The organism is Xanthomonas sp. 3075 (assembly GCF_014197275.1).
Classification (GTDB): domain Bacteria; phylum Pseudomonadota; class Gammaproteobacteria; order Xanthomonadales; family Xanthomonadaceae; genus Xanthomonas; species Xanthomonas campestris_B.
The window spans coordinates 1-18,073 of record NZ_JACIFI010000036.1 but is presented as its reverse complement, the minus strand read 5'-3'; the positions used below and the strand labels follow the sequence as shown (position 1 = coordinate 18,073).

At 64.4% G+C, this 18,073-nt stretch carries 13 protein-coding genes; 6 read left to right on the top strand and 7 right to left on the bottom strand.

Features of this window, described 5'->3' with window-relative positions; genetic code table 11:
- Nucleotides 1-660: 660 nt before the first annotated feature.
- The 4 genes from GGR62_RS20300 to GGR62_RS20285 form a co-directional block, all read right to left on the bottom strand.
- Nucleotides 661-993, bottom strand: coding sequence for a thioredoxin family protein (locus GGR62_RS20300; RefSeq protein WP_184409630.1), 333 nt, complete (start codon nucleotides 991-993; stop codon nucleotides 661-663).
- A 21-nt stretch (nucleotides 994-1,014) separates the two neighbouring features.
- On the bottom strand, nucleotides 1,015-1,413 hold the full coding sequence (locus tag GGR62_RS20295; protein WP_184409629.1) for a host attachment family protein: 399 nt from the start codon (nucleotides 1,411-1,413) through the stop codon (nucleotides 1,015-1,017).
- A 483-nt stretch (nucleotides 1,414-1,896) separates the two neighbouring features.
- A complete protein-coding gene (locus GGR62_RS20290) occupies nucleotides 1,897-5,619 on the bottom strand; it encodes a M48 family metallopeptidase (RefSeq protein WP_184409631.1) in 3,723 nt (1,240 codons plus the stop codon).
- Nucleotides 5,620-5,899: 280 nt separating this feature from the next.
- Complete coding sequence (locus GGR62_RS20285) at nucleotides 5,900-6,352, bottom strand: NUDIX domain-containing protein (protein ID WP_184409628.1); 453 nt, start codon at nucleotides 6,350-6,352, stop codon at nucleotides 5,900-5,902.
- A 313-nt stretch (nucleotides 6,353-6,665) separates the two neighbouring features.
- On the opposite strand from GGR62_RS20285, the gene GGR62_RS20280 reads away from it, so the two are divergent.
- From GGR62_RS20280 to GGR62_RS20265, 4 genes are all read left to right on the top strand, one after another.
- The gene (locus GGR62_RS20280) at nucleotides 6,666-7,322 is read left to right on the top strand and encodes an SDR family oxidoreductase (protein ID WP_184409627.1); all 657 of its coding nucleotides are present in this window, start codon (nucleotides 6,666-6,668) and stop codon (nucleotides 7,320-7,322) included.
- A 529-nt stretch (nucleotides 7,323-7,851) separates the two neighbouring features.
- Nucleotides 7,852-8,163: a protealysin inhibitor emfourin gene (locus GGR62_RS20275; protein ID WP_184409626.1), complete on the top strand. Its 312-nt coding sequence runs from the start codon at nucleotides 7,852-7,854 to the stop codon at nucleotides 8,161-8,163.
- A gap of 986 nt (nucleotides 8,164-9,149) precedes the next feature.
- Entirely contained in the window at nucleotides 9,150-10,298 is a 1,149-nt protein-coding gene (locus tag GGR62_RS20270; RefSeq protein WP_184409625.1) for an HDOD domain-containing protein, read from the top strand.
- Between the two features lie 350 nt (nucleotides 10,299-10,648).
- Complete coding sequence (locus GGR62_RS20265; protein ID WP_184409624.1) at nucleotides 10,649-11,530, top strand: hypothetical protein; 882 nt, start codon at nucleotides 10,649-10,651, stop codon at nucleotides 11,528-11,530.
- A 31-nt stretch (nucleotides 11,531-11,561) separates the two neighbouring features.
- On the opposite strand, the gene GGR62_RS20260 is transcribed toward GGR62_RS20265, so the two are convergent.
- Nucleotides 11,562-13,754, bottom strand: coding sequence for an ATP-binding protein (locus GGR62_RS20260; RefSeq protein ID WP_184409623.1), 2,193 nt, complete (start codon nucleotides 13,752-13,754; stop codon nucleotides 11,562-11,564).
- A gap of 267 nt (nucleotides 13,755-14,021) precedes the next feature.
- On the opposite strand from GGR62_RS20260, the gene GGR62_RS20255 reads away from it, so the two are divergent.
- Nucleotides 14,022-14,210, top strand: coding sequence for a CsbD family protein (locus GGR62_RS20255; protein ID WP_184409622.1), 189 nt, complete (start codon nucleotides 14,022-14,024; stop codon nucleotides 14,208-14,210).
- A gap of 373 nt (nucleotides 14,211-14,583) precedes the next feature.
- Nucleotides 14,584-15,987 carry a serine hydrolase domain-containing protein gene (locus GGR62_RS20250; RefSeq protein ID WP_184409621.1) on the top strand — a complete coding sequence of 468 codons (1,404 nt, stop codon included), beginning with the start codon at nucleotides 14,584-14,586 and terminating at the stop codon, nucleotides 15,985-15,987.
- Between the two features lie 347 nt (nucleotides 15,988-16,334).
- On the opposite strand, the gene GGR62_RS20245 is transcribed toward GGR62_RS20250, so the two are convergent.
- Both GGR62_RS20245 and GGR62_RS20240 read right to left on the bottom strand, forming a co-directional pair.
- Entirely contained in the window at nucleotides 16,335-16,904 is a 570-nt protein-coding gene (locus GGR62_RS20245) for a hypothetical protein (protein ID WP_184409620.1), read from the bottom strand.
- 225 nt (nucleotides 16,905-17,129) lie between these two features.
- The gene (locus GGR62_RS20240) at nucleotides 17,130-17,936 is read right to left on the bottom strand and encodes an IS5 family transposase (protein ID WP_184409619.1); all 807 of its coding nucleotides are present in this window, start codon (nucleotides 17,934-17,936) and stop codon (nucleotides 17,130-17,132) included.
- Between the last annotated feature and the right edge of the window lie 137 nt (nucleotides 17,937-18,073).

The following is an 18,073-nucleotide window of genomic DNA, read 5'->3' as shown; positions in this document are numbered from 1 at the left end:
GTGCCTGTAACCCGGGCAACACCCTGCAAACGCGCCGGAAACGGCAAAAAAATCGAGGATCTGAGCGCCGTCAGCCTGGCCGATGTGGTTAGGCTGATCCTCCGATGCCGTTGATCAGACCATCCCTAGCGTGGCTATCCACACCAGCGCACTACGGACGCTGCATGCGCGCGCCCTCTACGCCTTGCTCGCCACCCTCGCTGTGAGCGCGTGCGCCCACACTGTGGCCACCCCAGCCCCGGCAACCGTCACGGAGACACCTGCCATGCGTTCTTCCAGTCCCGCCGACGGGCCGTCGGACAAATCCACTATCGTGCCAACATGGCGACGTGCAGGCGCTGCAAACGCCTGAGGAGCCGTCGTTGGAGCGCCTGCAATCGATCGATCAGATCCAGACCCAGGCGCGCCAACGGCAGCAGGCGCTGAAGCAATCCCAGCAAGCCGCCACGCAGTCAGGGCCATCGATGAGCCACTGATGCGCTTGCGCGTCGGGACCATCGCGTGCAGTCAAGCGGGTGTGGACAGCTGCGCTCAGCACGACGGCGTACGCGGGCCATATGCCATTGCGGGCACCGGCCCACCAACCTGGCGTCGAGCGCAGTCGGTTTGTTTACCGCTGCCAGCCGCAGCGTGGGCTGTGGATCAAACGAGGTCGTGCGTTTATCCCGCCCCGTCCAGCTCCGAGAGTAGCGCTTCCAGGTCCTCGCGCGTCTGCGGACGGACCGCACGCGCCACCTCGTCGCCATCGCGCAGCAGGATGATGGTCGGCCATAATTTGACGCGAAAAGAGCGGCCTAGCGGCCGCCCCTTTGCATCTTCGACCTTGCGGTAGTCGATCGCTTCATACCCACCCAGCAGCTTCTGCAGCAACGGTTGTGCGGCGATGCAATGGCCGCACCAGTCGGTACCGAACTCCAGCACCTGCCATCCGGCCTGTGCATCCACCTCGCCACGCTCGGGCGCCTGGGTGGCGTAATCGCGAACAAACCCCATCGTTTCGACGCTCCGTGGCGCTTACGACAACGCGCGCTGGATCTCTTCCAGCGGCAGATTGGTCAGATCCTTGGCAAGGTCGCCCACCAGACGCTGCTGGGTTTGCTTGTGCAGCAGCGGGCGCACACGGCCCAGCGTGGTCGGGTCGGCGACCAGCACCAGATGGGTGTATTCGTGCTTCAGTGCGCCATCGTTCAAGGCATGCGACAGCTGCTTGGCGAAGGTCATTTCGTCCAGGTCTGCGTCGGTGGTGTCCTGCGGCGCCTTGCCGGCCGGGCCATCGTCATCGGTGTTCTGCACGTCGGTGCGTGCATGCTGACGCAGCACCACCTTGGCTTCGTTGCCGGTATTGGTGAACCAACGCGCTTCGCCGCCATCGGCCACAACCACCAATGCACCCTGAGGAATTTGCAGACTCATCTGTTTCTCCTGATCGATGTCGGTGTCGCAGTTGCGGCACCCGTCACCCTCAACCTAGGCGAGCGGATGTAAGCGCGGTGCCTAGCCGGTGTCAGGGTGATGTTAGGGTGGCGCGGCGAACGACGGGGTGGCAGCGTGGAGGGCTTGATGGAAAGGTCACTGTCACAGTAGCGCTCGCTGACTTGCGTGCAGCGTCTGGCGCAGATGCATGCGTGGCCACAGGCAACGCTCCGCACCAGTGCGCATTGCTTTCGCTGCAAGACGCATCGCGACAGACACTGCACCTGGAAGTCTCGGGTCTTGACGCAGGACATCGTTCACCACTGACGCAATGACGCAGCAGCGCTGTGCAACGCCCATCAGGATACCGCTGCTCAACGCATGCCGGCCGCCTCGAGCACGACAGTAGATCCAGCGCGCGTTAACCGACCAACGCCGATGACTGCATCCAGGCGCCCATCTCGCAGGCGCCTGGTACAGCCCTCAGCCCAGATACGGCCGTTCGTTGGCAAACAGCAATTGCTTGGCGCCCCTGCGCCATGCGGCCGGGCAACGCTCGCCCAGCAGCACCGCCGCCATGGAATACGCCAGGCCGCGCCCGACCAGGCTGACATCGCCCAATGCCGCCTCGGCCTGCTGCTGACTGTTGCCCGCCTGCACGGCGGCGACGAAACGGGCGATCCCCGCGCCATCTTCGCCGGTGTTCTGCAGCAACGCCGCACGCGCCGGCGCCACATCCCAACCCTCACGTGCTGCCAGCGCCCACGCCGCCGACGCGGTGAGCGGGTCCAGGCCGGCAGTGGCGGGCAGTGCCCGCGCCTTGCGTATCAGCTCGGCACTGGCGCCATCGGAGGCAGCGGCAAAGTGCAGCAGCCGCGCCTGCAGGTCGCGGTCGGCGGCCGCATCGGCGACTGCCGCGTCCAATGCACCGCGCGCCAGCGCGTGGAAGCCCTGATACGGCGTGCCCTCGGTCCCCTGCCCACTTTCCAGCGCCAGCGTGGAAGCCAATGCTGGCGAGCGCTGTGCCAGGGCCGGCAGATCGACCGCCAGGTTGCGATAGCGCTGCAGCCTCACCAGTATCGGTATCACCTCGTCAGCCAGGGCAGGCGCACGCGCGGCCTGTTCGTACAAGGCCTGCGCTTCGGGCAGTCGTTGCCGTTGTGCATGCGCGGCGGCGGCAGCACGTTGCAGCCACGGGTCGTTCGGCCAACGCGTCTGCGCAGCGACAAACGCCTGATCGCGTGCTGGCCCTGGAGGCTGGCAGCGGATCGCGGCATAGGCGAGCGCGGACGATTGCGGGCGTGCCTGCGCGGCGGCGATGTGGCGCTTGCAGACGTCTTGGCGCTGTGCAGGCGTGGCGCTGTCCTGCTGCATGCGCAAGGCGACGATGTCCTGCGGATCGCGCTGCAACCGCTCTGCCAGCAACGACGGCAAGGCCGTTGGCGCAATCTGGCGCAGGTGCTCCATCCATTGTTCGAGATAGGCGGCATCGGGAGCATCCCAGCGTGCGTGTGCGTTGATCAACGCCAGCGCGCGTGCCGGTGGCATGTCGCCGAGAAGTTGATGCGGCGGCCGTCCGGACACGGCGGTGAGCACAGCGCGGTACTGGCTGCCCTTGCCGCTGATCTGCTGCGGCGGCTCGCTGAAGATGTCTTCTGCCCGCGTGGATTCCCAGCGCGTGGTGCTCAGGCTGCGCGAGGTATCTTGAGCGGCCCCGCCGTAACTGGCCCGCCAGTTCACCAGCAATGCGGCGCCGGCCACGTTATAGGCGAAGTGGCCGACATGCCCGCCACCGGGCGCGTCGAAGCTCTCGATCACGCTGCCGTCTGCGGCGCGGGTCTGGACACGATGCGTCGCCTGCTCCGGCACCTGGAACACATGGTGCCCGTTGACCGGCAGCGATGCGCTCTGCCCGTCGATCGACACGGTCACCGGCTGCTGCAAGCCGTTGTAGGCCGACACCTGCGTCTGCCCCAGCGTGCCGCCCAGCCACAACACGCCGACCACGATCGCGGCGGCCACCGCGACCCGCGCCACCGACGGAAACACGCCATCGGCGGCCAGAAACCGCTGCCACAGGTTCTGCTTGAGATCACGCTGCCGTTCCTGGCCCGGCAATCTCAACGGATACCCAACGGGCGCGGCGGCGGGGGTGTCGCTGGAGGGTGTGTGATCGCCCTGACGCAGCTGCTGGGCGACCGCATCCTCTGCCGCCAGCAACTGCTCCAGGCTGGCATCGCGCAACGCGCCCAGCGCCTCCAGCGTGACCTGCACCCAGCCTTTGGCCGCGTCCATCCAGGAATTGATGTTGTGCTCGTCGGCCTCGACCAGGCGGAACTCGGGCAGGCACTGTTGCCACTGCGGCTTGCCCAACACCGCAGACAACGGTGCATTCAGGCGCAGCTGCCCGGCCTGGTCGTACACCGTGCGCAGCGCGCGTTGCAGCTCGTTGCACGCCGCCACCAGCTTGCGCAATTCCTTGGCCGAGACGCGGCCATCGGCAATCACGCTGTGAAAGGTCTGCAGGTACAGCAGCTGTGCGTCCTGGAGATCGGCCAGTGCGTGATCGGCGTAATGCAGCACCGCCAGATAGCCGCGCAGCAGCGCCGGCCAGCCGCCAGCCAGCGTGTCGGCCGCCGCCAGATGCACGCTGCGGCAGCGCCTGTCGTGGCCGCTGACGCGTGCGCGCAGCACCCGCAGCTCCTCGTCCAGGTCGGCGATCACCGCAGGCAGTTGCTTGCGCGACAGGCTGGTGCCCTTCCAGGTCAGCACGCCACCGGTGGCGCGCAACCCGCCATCCATCAGCCCCTGCAAGGTGGCGCGTTGCCGTTCGCGTTCGCGCAGCTGGTCGATGGCCTGTCCGTCCTCGGGTGCATACAGCCCATCCAGGGCCTGCACCAGATCGCCACCAGGCAGCGGGTCGGTATACAGCGCAGCCAGAGTGCCGGCGTCGCGCGTACACGAGCGGCCCAGATACAGGCCCTGATAGCGGCGCGACAGCGACAGCGCACCGAACTCGCGCTCCAGCTGCGCAAGCGAGACCTCGGTATCGACGAAGTCCGGGGCCTCGCCGGTGAGCAAACCACGCGAGACCTGTTCGCGTAGCGCCTGCGCTTCGTGCAACAGCTCCATCGCCGGACGTGCGTCGATCGGGCAGGCGATGTAATGGCGCTTGATGTTCTCTTCGCGCGCGGCGCTGGGCGGATGGGTGGCCCACATCTGCGAGGGCTGCGCGATCTCGTTCTGGAACAGGCGGTAGTGCGCGGCCTGCTGCTCCGGCACCGTCGGCACCACGCCATGTCCGGGGTCGTTCAGCACCACCCGCATGTGCTCGATGATGCGCAACTGGATCGCAAACAGATCCTTGACCGGCCGGCCCTGCGCGAACTCACGCTCGGCAAACCGCAGCGCACGCTGCCAGCCGTCGTCGGCGGCTTGCAGCTTGTGCAAGGCATGCACCAGCGCGTCGCTGCCGGTGAGCGAGGCGGCGACCAGATCGGCCTGGTATTCCATCTCGCGCGAGAGCGCACGTTGGGCCAGCACCACGCCACGGAAGGCGATTTCGACCAGCGAGCGGATCGACCACACGATCAGCGACAACCCCCAGCCGATCCAGGCCACACGCAGATCGATGCGCGACAACGTGGCCAGCACGCGGTCCAGCGCATCGCGCTTGCCGACGATGTGCGCGGCGATCTGCTGGGCGATGTACACCCAACGCCCGACCGCCATGGTGCGCTGGGCGAAATGCCCGAACTCATGCGCCAGCACCGCCTTCAACTCGCCCAGGTTGAGGACATTGACCAGCCCCAGCCCGATATCCAGATTCTTGCGCGAGGGAAACAGCAGGTTGAGCAGCGACAGGTCGTAGAACACCCCGGCGTTGACTTGCGCCGACAGGTACACCTTGTGCGGACGCGGCGCGCCGGCGTCATCGGCCAGCCGATGCAGAAACGCGAACAGCGCCGGCTGCGCGGCCGGGGTGAGTTCCAGCGCGCGCGTGTCGCGCTCGGCGCGCTTGTTGAACACCAGCGCCTTGGCCATGAACACCGCCAGGAACGCCGCGCAGGCCACCACCACCCACAACCAGACTGCCTGCTCGCCACCGGACCCCTGCAGCAGCCCGGCCGCCAGCCGGTAGGCGGTCCAGCCGAACCACGCCAGCAGGCCCACATAGACCGCGATAAAGCCGCCCAGGCCCACCATCGCCAGCCAGGCGTGACGGCGGTAGTTGCTGCTGGGGGCGGTCAAACGCGCCGGCACAACGGCCGGACCTTGCGGATACAGCGATTCCATTCTCGTCCCCTGATGAATGACCGGGCGCGACACAGTCAGTCGGCATCCGGCCGTGGTGCTCGACATGCGGGGCGATCTTCCGCTTTCCCCGGAAGCGGAAAATAGCGGACTGCGGCTGCAAAATCCATGCGCACGGATGCCGGTGCGCCGGCACGTCCGTTGCCCCGTCCAGGCGCGACGCGGCGCCTTCTCAGGCGGCAGGTGCCGCTGCGTCGGATGGCGGCAGATGCTGCAATGCCTGCAACGTGGACGTGGTCAGTGGCGCCGGCAGTGCGTCCAGCGCGAACCAGCCGATGTCCGCAATCGCCTCGGGCTCGCGGCGCACCGCCTGCTCGCTGCCTTCAATGGCCGCCAGATACACCGGCGCCACCCAGTGTTGTGGCGGCGTCAGATCCGGCTCGAAATAGCTGACGATGCACAACACCCCTTGCAGACGAACGTGCAGGCCGGTTTCTTCGAGCACTTCGCGTACTACGGCGTTTTCCACCGTTTCCATCCAGTCCACCTTGCCGCCGGGCAAGCCCCAATGGCCTTGCTCGGGCGCGCGCCCGCGCTGCACCAGCAGCAGGCGACCATCGGTGCGGCGAATGAAGGCGCCGCAGCCAACGCGTGGGCGAGCGTCGATATCGGTTGACGTAGACATGGGCGTTCCGTGTGTGTGGCGCGTAGTGTCCCAGATCTGCCCACGCGGGTAACGCGTCGTTGCGCATTGCACGCAGGTGCCGGGGCTGATGCTGTCTGTGTTGCCAGGTGCACGGCGATGCGCGATGCATGGCGCCGCATGTCGGGAGTGATGCGTACACCACGCGCCCTGGTGCTGCATCGCATATGCAGACGGACGACGGACCGCGGAACGTCACACCACGCGTGGTCGTCGTCGATAACGCAGCCTTAGCGCCGTGTTGGCGAGGATGACGATAGTCCGCGCCTCAGGGTGCACCGTGTTGGAGGTCGTAATGTCTCGTATCGTGTTGATCGGTGGACACGGCAAGGTCGCGCGTCTGCTCACCCCGTTGCTGGTGCGTGGCGGGCACCGGGTGACGGCGCTGTTCCGTAATCCCGAGCACGAGGGCGACGTGATCGCCGATGGCGCCACGCCGGTGGTGTTCGACATCGCGCATGCGCAGACCGATGCCATTGCCGAACAACTGGCCGGCCACGACGCGGTGGTGTGGTCGGCCGGCGCAGGCGGTGGCGATGCGGCGCGGACCTATGCGGTGGATCGCGATGCGGCGATCCGCTCGATGCACGCGGCCGAACAGGCGCGCGCGCGTCGCTACGTGATGGTGTCGTATCTGGGTGCCGGCCTGGAACATGGCATCGCCCCGGACGATGACTTTTTTGCCTATGCGCAGGCCAAGGCCGCCGCCGATGCGCATCTGCGCAGCACCACCCTGGACTGGACCGTGCTGGGGCCGGGACGGCTCACGCAGGATCCGCCGTCGGGTCGCATCACCCGTGATCCGGGCAGCGATGCCACTGGCGGGGTGTCGCGTGGCAATGTGGCGCAGGTGATCGCCGCGGCCCTGGCAACGCCGGCCAGCATCGGCAAGACCGTGGGTTTCATCGATGGGCAGACACCGATCCAGCAGGCGCTCGCGCAGCTGGAATGAATGAACGCCAGGCCTATCGCAACACGCGATCAGGCCACGGCACGCGCCGGTCTAACGAATTCCTAAAACCGGCCTCGGCATAGTCGCGGGCGCAGTCACTGTGGAGGTTGCCGATGTCCGCGTTCGTTTCGCCGCGCCGTGCTGGCGTGGTGCCGCCCTACCTGATGGATCACAAGGCGCAGGCGGCCTGCCCGCATGTGGGTGATTGCACGCAGCTGCGTCGGCAACGCCCGCGCAGCTTGCTCGCGATTGCCACCGCCGTAGACCTTGCCCAACCCCTGCGGACCGCTGCGCCTGTGAACCACCACGCGACGCAGGGCGCCAGTGCAACGGCCGCCGTTACGCGCGGCGCAGGCAACGCCCGTCGTGCCAGCGACACCAGCCGTGCATTGCGATCGCGATGGCGCGGTCTCGATCCCGCCAACACCGCATTGACCGCGACGGTCGCCAACAGCGATTCCCCCGCCAACGGCTCGGAAACGCGAGCCGCACCGCGGCCACAGGCCTGGCGCACTGTCGGTGTGGTCGCATGAGCGCGCAAGTGCCGCCAGTGGAACCCGGCGTGACCTTGCGCCTGGCGCGCGAAGGCGGGGTGGCGGCATTTCCGGCCATGCGGCGCGAGCGCCAGTTGGCGATGGATGCGCTGGACGATGCACAGCGGCTGCACCTGCGCACGCTGCTGGAGCAGTGTCTGGTGCATGCGCTACCGCGTCCGCAGGCCGGTAGCGGTGATCGCCGTTATTTCAGCATTGCGTGGGACGGTGCCAGCGAGCCATTACGCATTCCCGAAGAGCATGCACCCGCGCAAATCGTGCAGCTGTGGAAGCGCGGCACGCTGTAGCGCGGCACTGGCAAGCTGAGGTGTTGGAGGACTGCCAGGTCCGATCGCGCCGTGCCTGGCGTCGGCGCGATGGCGGTGTCCGTGGCACGTCCAGGCGTGGCGGCATCGCTGAAGCAATGCATCGCGCGGATCAGATACGTCGCGCGCTTGGGCAGAGCCGGTCTTGAGCCTGGCCAGCACGGCCGCTCGGACATGCAGCTGCCGGCGTCGATGCTGATGTGTGCGACGTGAGTGTGTCATCTTTCGCATCGCGGCACGGTGCGCCGGGACGACACCGCACACGGCATGACAGACATCCATGCACGCAGGGTGTCTGTCGTCAGAAAGTGGTCCAACTGCGGATGCCTGCACCCTTTAAGCTGCCTAGATGCTCTAGGGCTGCACAGCTGGTGGCGCATCGTCGTACTGGCTGCGTTAGCGCGACGTGCAGCATTGGCGTCAGCTTGAAGACACGGCATTCATCGCTGCATTGCAGCAATCCCGGCGTCCGTTGCGAGCAATGCCGCCGCGTCTGGGTTTGCCGGCAAAATGGGGGGTGAGGGCGTGGGTATAGGCAGCCTTTCAGGATGAATCGATGGTGAGTCCACGGGGATAAACCTGCCGTGTCGGCGTACCCGCAACCGCTCAACCCGCCGCTCGCAGGCCGTGGCCACGCACGCTGGCCCGCATTGCCTGCGTTTGGCGGATCGTTCCTGCAACGTGTCCGGTAACGATCATGCGGCCGCGGCCATGCAGATGTTGCTGCCGTTGCATGCAGCGCTTCCGCCTGCCGCCGTTGCGACCGCCACCGCAGAGCGCGTGGCCGGGCGCGTGGTGATGTTGCGCCGGTACCCGAACGACCCACAGCACAGCGCCGCCGGTCGTCCGATGCCCGCACATCCACGTGACGGCGCCATCTGCAATGCCCTACCCGCTTGCCGCAGACGGCCACATTGCCGCCGCGACCGGCTTCGCGGATAGTCGGGGCACTGATCAGACGATTTCCTATGAAGCTTGCGATTGTGTTGCTGATTGCCGGACTGCTTGCTGGCCTGGTACTTGCCGCTGTCATTGTGTGGGTCCGCGTGCGCCGCCGTGCCGCAACAGCCAACGCCGTGGCGGCGCCCGCCGTGATCGCTGCGCCGCGCACGCCGGTTCCGCCGCTGTCGTCCGAGCTGGATGGGGTGCCGATGCACAGCGCCTCCGCAGAACAGCCGCTGCCATCCGGGCCGCCACCGATGCGCCCGCTACTGCGCCGCATGTATGCCGCGGTCATGTCTACCCCGTCGCTGGCCGATGGCACCCTACCCGACAACCCCGCGCAGATTGCAGTGCTGGAAGCGGTTGGCGCTTCCCTGGAACACGTGGATCTGCGCCCGCAGTTGCTGCCACGCCGCCCGCATCTGCTGCCGCAACTGATGCGCGCGGTCAACGACCCGGACGCCTCCGGGCGCGGCATCGCCGCGATCATCGCGCAAGACCCCGCGCTGGCGGCCAATCTGCTGCGTATCGCCAATAGCGCGTTGTATCGCCCACAGGGCGCGCCACTGGAAAGCCTGGAACGGGCGGTGGTGCATATCGGCACCGAAGGCGTGCGCCAGATCGTCGCCGCTGCCGTCATGCAGCCGGTCCTGAGCCTGGATGGCGGCCTCTACTCGCGCCTGCCGGCGGCGGTGTGGGACTACGCGCTGCGCACCGCCACGGCGGCAGCGGCCTACATGCGCGAGCGCGGCGGCGACACCTTGTCCGCACAGCTGGCCGGCCTGTTGCAGGGTCTGGGCGCGGTGGTGGTCCTGCGCGTGTTGCGCGACACCTATGCCGAACGCCCGACGCTGCCGTACAGCCTGGAGGTGGCCGCCGCAGTGGTCGAGCGCCACACTGCGGCAGTCGCCAAGACCATCGCCACCGCCTGGGACCTGCCGGCGTCGCTGAGCATCGCGCTGGACGAGCAGCGCCCCGAGCACGACACCACCCTGCTGGCCACGCCGCTCGGGCTGGCCCTGCATTACGGCCGGCTGGCCGCTGCCCTGGCCATGCTCGCCCGCCACGGCGCCGAGCACGAAGCCCACGCCATGGAGCTGCTGGCAACGCTGCAACCGGACAGCGCCGCCAACACCGCGCTGTGGCAACGGCTGGTGGCCTCCAGCGTGGAGTGAGTTGGCGCCGGTGCCGCACGCAACACCAGTGCCCGGCAATGCATGACTGCCATCTTCGCCGCGAATGTTGCAGTGGCCCGTCGCACTGGCGTTGACAGCAAGGTGCCGGCCCGACGCAGCGAGTGACTGGCCAGGCGCTTCGCGCAGATGACCACGTGCGTGGCGAGCCATGCCACCTTGCAACAGCGTGCGTTGGTGCAACAACTACACCGCTGCACTGCAGGGGTAGCAATGCCAGCCTGCCGTGATGGTCTGTATGGCGGGATCGGTGAAGCCTTGCACCGGACACGGGCGGCAATGTCAGCAGGGGCTTCGTATCATTGCGTCAACCCGTTGACGATGAGACCCGCATGCACGCCTACGACATCATGCTCGGCAACTGGCGGCACACTCGGCAGCACGACAACGATGGCTGGTGTTTCGGGTTGCCGCCTGGCATCGCACCTGAGCAGTGGCCGCTGGATCCGTGGAGCGGTTACCCGATGCTGCATGGCTTCACCTTGCGGTTGCCGGAGGATTACCGTGTGCATGGCCCGGATGTGGTGGCGCTAGCGTTCTTCGCCACCGCACCCGATCACAACGACGGCGGTCCGGCCCGTGGGGCAGATGGCTTGCCGACGGTCATCGCGGCGCCGGCCGCGCTGCCGCCCGAAAACACTGCACTGCGACCGTTCTGGGAACGCGCGCGGCTTGCGCATGCGCGCCTGACGCGCATGCAGGACATTCTGGGATGTGCGTATGCCGTGGTGCTGCTGCGCCAGGACGCATTCGACGGCCCGTTGTGCCCGCCGCCGCCGCTGGTCGATTCCACACTGCTGCAGCAGGTTGCTGCGCCGGAGTGGCTCACCATCGGCGCTGCACGCAGCTGCGCCGCCACACTGGGCAAGGACGCCACCACGCTGGACACCCCCGCCGTGCACGCGATCCATCGCCCATTCCATTTGGTCGCGCGGGCCAACGACCCCAATGCCGGCAAAGTCCCACGCCAAACCTGGGACGGCACCATTGCCGAAGGCGGCTACCAATCCCCCTTCCGCGAGGATTTCAGTTATCACGCGTGGACCGCCGGTCACGCTCCCAATCACCTTGGCGGCACCATGCGGCCGACCCAGGCGATGCCCGAATTCAGTCCCTACTACATCGAGTTCGAAGAAAATTTCGGTGGCTACAACTTCGGCAGCGGCAATGCGCAACTGGACATCAAGACCCTGCAGTTCGATTGGGCGTGTTGATCCATCACCGGTCGCAGCACTGCCCTGGCAATCACGCTTCGCTCTCGATCAACTCCTTTACGCGCGCTGCGAACACGCTCACGCCGAAGGGTTTGGTCAGCACCGCCATGCCGGGTTCGAGGTGGCGGTCGTGCAGCAGTGTGCTTTCGGCAAAGCCGGTGACAAACAGCACCTTGAGTTTGGGGCGGCTGACGCGTGCAGCGTCGGCCATCTGACGGCCATTCATGCCGCCGGGCAGGCCCACGTCGCTGACCAACAGATCGATGCGCACCGGCGATTGCAGGATGCTTAGCCCCGCCGCGCTGTCGGCCGCTTCGATGACGGTGTAGCCAAGCTCCTGCAATACCTCGGTGAACAGCACGCGGATCGACGGCTCGTCATCGACGATCAACACCGTTTCGCCGCCGCGCGAGGGCGCAAGTTCCAGCGTGGGGTCGCAGGGGTCGGTGGCCACGTCGGCGCCCACATGACGCGGCAGATAGATGCAGACCGCCGAACCCTTGCCCACTTCCGATTGGATACGCACCTGGCCGCCGGATTGCTGGGCAAACCCATAGATCATCGACAACCCCAAGCCGGTGCCTTCGCCGAGCGGTTTGGTGGTGAAAAACGGATCGAATGCGCGCGCCACCACGTCCGGCGGCATGCCGGTGCCGGTGTCGCTCACGCACAGCGACAGGTACTGACCCTGCGGCATGCCGAGCTGATCGCCGCGCGCAGCGTCGATCCAGCGGTTGTTGGTCTGGATGCTCAAGCGCCCACCGTTGGGCATCGCATCGCGGGCATTGATGCACAGGTTGAGCAGTGCGTTTTCCAACTGCGGGGCATCCACCAATGCCGGCCACAATCCGGCTGCGGCGATGTTTTCCACCCGAATGCCCGGCCCGACGGTGCGCTGGATCAGATCCAGCATGTCCACCACCAGCCGGTTGACGTTGGTCGGCTTGGGCAACAGCGTTTGCCGCCGCGCGAACGCCAGTAATCGGTGCGTCAGTGCGGCCGCGCGCGTGGTGGCACCCTGCGCGGTGATGACGTAACGCTCCAGCTCGGCGAAGCGGCCCTGCTCGATGCGCAGGCTCATCAATTCCAGCGCACCGGAAATGCCTGCCAACAGGTTATTGAAGTCGTGCGCCAGCCCGCCGGTCAGCTGGCCGACCGCTTCCATCTTCTGCGATTGGCGCAACGCTTCTTCCACCAGCATCAGCGCACGCGTGCGCTCGGTGACGCGCTGCTCCAGCGTCTCGCTCAACTCGCGCAATGCACCCAGCGCGCGGTCGCGCTCTTCGGAGAGCGCATGCCGGGCTTCGATGTCGAGCAGCACACCGGGAAACCGTAGCGGCGTGCCATCGGGCCCGTGTTCGACCCGGCCGTTGGCCTCAAGCCAGTAATAGTTTCCGTCACGGCGTTTGACGCGGTACTGGTGCGCGTAGGCGCCGCCGCGCACGATGGCCTCGTTGATGGCGGCCGCCAACCCATCGCGATCGTCCGGGTGCACGCTCTGGGTGATGATTTCAAGGCTCAGCCCGGTGCGGCCGAGCAGCGGATCCAGGCCGAAGTTTTCCGCAAACGCCTCATCCACCGAAAACGCATCGTTGGGCAGGTCCCAGATCCAGGTGCCGATGATCGCCCCGGCTGCCAACGCCAACTGCACCCGCTCGGCGTTGCGCCGCGCCGCGGTTTCTGCCTCCAGCGCGCGATCGCGCTCGCTGGTGCGGTGGACCACCTCGTGCACCAGGTGGGTGTTCTCGTTGCTCAACATCGCATGCTGGATATCGCGGTCGCGATCGGCAGCCACCTGCGCGGTGGTCTCGATTGCGATATTCATCAGCCCCACGATGCTGCCGTCTTCGCCGCGGATCGGCGAGGCGGTCGCATTCCAGTAGGTCATCTGGTTGACGCCATTGCGCCGCATCGGCAGCGCGATCACGTTCTGACCAAAACCCTGCCCGGTGTGCATGACCCGGGTAAAGTCCTGTGCGATCGGTGCATAGGTTTCCTTCCATACCTCCGCCACCGGCTGCCCCAGCGCCTGCGGATGGCGATCGCCCAACGATTGCAGGTACACATCGTTGTAGAACATGCGCAGCTCCGGCCCCCACAACACCGCACCCAGCAGCGTGGAATTGAGCACCACCGATAACGACGAACGCAGCGACTGCGGCCAGGTCTCCGGCGGCCCCATCGGCGTGGCACTCCAATCGTGCGACCGCATCAGCGCGCCCATTTCGCCGCCTCCCGCGAGAAACTCAAGACCGACGGGCTCGATAACGGGGGGCGCAATGGTCACGTGGCGGGGCGTGCTGGTTGGAGATGGCCGAATTGTCGCATGCAGCAGCCTCGGCAAGGCGTCCACGGGCAGTGACCCGGAAGCCACAACCTGCGGCAAGTCGCCAGCTGAACGCACTGACGCACAGACAACGGCATGCCGACGTCACGCTCACACCGGCGGGGTCCAGACTGGCCATCACACCCAAACCCAACAAGGCATCCCGTGGACAAGAACCGTATCGAAGGTACCGCCAAGCAGGTCAAGGGCTCGATCAAGGAAACCGTCGGCCGCGTCACCGGCGACAAGAGCACCGAGCTGGAAGGCGCCGCCGAAAAGAACATCGGCAAGGTGCAGAACAAAGCCGGCCAGGTCGCCGACAAGGTCCGCGACGCGACCAAATCGACCAAGTAAGTCGGTCGCCAAGGTCAGATTCAAGACTGTATTGCTTCGCCGCCAGGCTTGACGCCTGGCGCGCTGAACCGCCAGTCTGGTGGTCCAGACGCAGACCGCTGCGATGCAGACGCGGTGACCGAACTTCGGTGATCTATTCCATCAACGCCCCGACCTGATCGGGGCGTTGACGTTTGGGGCGAGTGGGCGGGCGCTTTCCGCTGCTGTAGCGGCACTCGGCAATTCAAGTGTGCTTGTCGGGTCGCTGCGCCCCCGGCTTCTTCATCCGGTATGCGATCGGTAGTAAGGCGTCTGCACAATGCGAGATCCTGTGTGATGATCGGCATGCCGACAGACGTCGGCGTTGATGCTCCATTACCGAAAGGCCGATCGGATGACGCGTCTCAGGCTATTTGCTGCCGCACTGCTTTTGTGGAGCCCTATTGGCTGGTGCATGCAGCCATCGTCGGTGGGGATGCCCGAACAGATCTTCAATCGCTGGCTCCTCGCTTTCAACCGGGAGAGTCAGGAGGAACTGCAAGCCGTCATCACCACTTACAAGATCGACCGCACCGCGCAACGCGATGTCGGCTTGCATAACGACATGGGCAACTTCAAGGTACTGGCCGTCAAGTCCAGTAGTGCCGAAAAGGCCGAGATCCTCGTACAGGTGCAATCCAGCGAGCGCGCATTGTTGGTGACCGTCGAGTTGGAGAAGACTGATCGCCCGGATGTGCGTCTGTTTCAGATCGAAGGCACGGAATTGCCGGTCGAATACCGGCCCAAACGCATGGCAATGAATGCGTTGACGCAGCAAACCACACAGCGACTGGATGCCTTGGTCGCTGCAGATACCTTGTCCGGTGCGCTGCTGGTGGCCCAGGATGGCAAAGTGATTTTGCATTGGCAAGGTGGGCTGGCAGATCGATCCACTTCGCTGGCAGTCACGCCGCAAACGCAGTTCAGACTTGCTTCGTTGAACAAAATGTTTACCGCTGTGGCAGTACTGCAGCTTGTGGACGCAGGAAAGCTGTCCCTGGATGGCACCATTGACGATTATCTACCCGATTACCCCGATCAAACCATCGCCCGTTCCATTACGCTGCGCCAGTTGCTCACTCACACCAGTGGTCTCGGCGATATCTTCGGTGACAATTTCGCCAGTTATGCGCAGACGCTGAAAACCCACGCCGATTACGTCAAGCGTTTCGGCGCCATCCCACCGGAACAGGCACCGGGCAGTCAGGATGGCTACTCCAACTACGGCTACGTGGTGCTTGGAGCGGTTATCGAAGCGGTCACCGGGCAGTCCTACTACGACTATGTGGACCAGCACATCTACCGCGTTGCCGGCATGACGTCGACAGGGTCGGAGCCGGAATCAACGCGACTCGCAAGCCGGGCCGTTGCCTATTCCAAACACGACGGCAGGTGGCGCGTCGAAAGCGCATCGCTGCCTTGGCGCGGAACAGCAGCCGGCGGCGGTTACAGCACGATAGGCGACATGCTCAAGTTCGGCGAAGCACTGCGCACCGGCAGGCTGCTGTCGCCGGCGTTGCTGGGGGCGGCCACCTCGCCGCAGAACCACAAGAAGTGGTATGGATATGGCTTCATGGTCAGTGGTCAGGGCCAGGAAAGGCAGTACGGACACGAAGGAGGTGCACCGGGTGCGAATACCGCATTGGTGGTGCTGCCATCCAAGGAGTACGTGGTCGTGGGATTGAGCAACACTGATCCCGACGCAATGGAGAACGTGGTGAATTACATTACGCGCCGGCTGCCGCTGCAAGCGCAGTAGCGTTGAATGTCGCTCGACACTTATTCGCGTTGATCAGTCTCGAAAAGCGTGATGGTTAAACCCGTCCTTGCATCCCCGTAGACCCACGTACCTGCAGATGCCTCTGCGCTATAAATCGAAGTAGCGCGGTCAGGTTAAGTTTTCAAGTGAATCTGACACGGTTTTCCGCTTAACGCACCGCTGGCACGCAAGACGCAGCAGCTATGGTCCGGCACGATCGGAGATGCAACAATGATAGCTGACGCTGATTGTTGCATCCCGCCCAACCAAGAATGCGGATCGTGCACGCGAACCTAAGGTCGCATGTACTGCGTCTACAGCCAGGAGCTGCAGACGCAGACGCGTGCTTACAGCCAGATGTATCCGATGATTCCATCGTTAGCTGGGTTTTTGACATTCTCACAGCTGATGTCAAGAGTGTCGAAGTGGTCTGCCCAGTTGTTTGGCTTTAGGCCACCACGCATGCAGCGGTAGAGAGGGACAGTGCCCGCGATCTGTGTCGACGAGATGTAGCCTGTGATCGGCATATCTCTCGCTGGCAATTGCCCCTCGCAATTAGGATCAGTTGAGGTGAATGAATCAAGGTAATTATTTGTCATACATGAGTAAAGCGTATGACTTCCTTCAAATGGATAGTAGGAAATAAATCCGAGTGTTCCCTGCTTTTTCCCGGGGTAAGTCATGCCGCCCGGCGTGTTCAATGGACGACCTGACCTTGTGTCGTCCCTAGAAAACCAGCGTTCCAGCTCGACTAGCTGGACACCCGCAGGAACAGATGCTGGCTTGGCCAGCGTCGCTGCAGTCGTACGATGGCTTTCACCCAGATAGCTTATTTTCTGAGCGATAGCCGGCTCAGACCCAAGGAGACCGACACTTAATAATGCTGCAGTCAAGGCGCCGCTAAAAAAAGGCTTCATATTCGTCCTAACTCGGTTTAGATCCGACTTACTATACCCTGTCGTGTATGCGAACTAGACGAGGCTTATAGCCTGATTTTGTGTAGGAAAATTCCGATTGCTTATCTGCGGCAGTAGATGGTAGCAGCTTCAAGGTAGTTAGGTAACTCAGTTTTGCAGGCATGGCTGTCTGGCACATTCGAGCTGGAGTCTGCTTCAAAATCAGGTATTTTTAGTTAGAGCGTGTTATGAACTTTGAAAGAGCGTGGCTGCATTTCCAAGTATCAGGATCGTAAAGACGACAAAGTTCAAACCGGCCAATGTTTCCGGCAGTCGCTCATAGTCGCGTGCCAGTCGTCTGAAGCGATTCACCCAGCCGAAGCTACGCTCGACGACCCAGCGACGCGGCAGCAAGACAAAGCCTTTCTTCGCTTCTTGCAGCTTGATGACGTGCAACTCACTACCTTCTTCCTTGGCCGCCTGTGCCGGTTCTTCGCCGGTATAGCCCTGATCCACGAACGCAATCTTGACCGTTTCACCGGTCACGTGTTGCACTTCTTGAGCCAACGAGCGCACCTGCGCGCGTTCCTGCTCATTGGCCGGCGTGACCTGGACGGCAAGCAGATGTCCTAGCGTATCGACCGCCATATGCACCTTGCTGCCCTTCTTGCGTTTATCGCCATCGTATCCAGCACGCGGCCCACTTTCACAGGTGGACTGCAGCGTTCGGCCATCGAAGATGACCGTGCTTGGCTGGCCTTTCTTCCCCTGTGCTACACGCAAGAGTGAGCGCGGATCGCCGACCATGGCTTCAAAGCAGCCAGCTTGCAGCCAACGCTGCGTTTGCTGATACACCGCCTCCCAAGGTGGAAAATCGTTGGGAAGCAATCGCCACGGTGCGCCGGCGCGTGCGATCCAGCGCAGTGCGTTGAACATCGCGCGTAGCTCATACTTGCGCTGCGGTGCCTGCACGTCCATCAGCGTCAAATAGGGAGCCGCAAAAGCCCATTCTTCGTCGGAAATATCGGTGGGATAAGGCTTACGAGGCTTCATCCGCATACGTTAGCGTGACAAGAGCAAAGTTCATAACACGCTCTAGGGAACCTCTGAACAACGCACCACAGATACGCGACACTACCCGCCTGATGTTGAGGAGTGATCCATGCAACTGACGTTCGGTGACGCTGAGG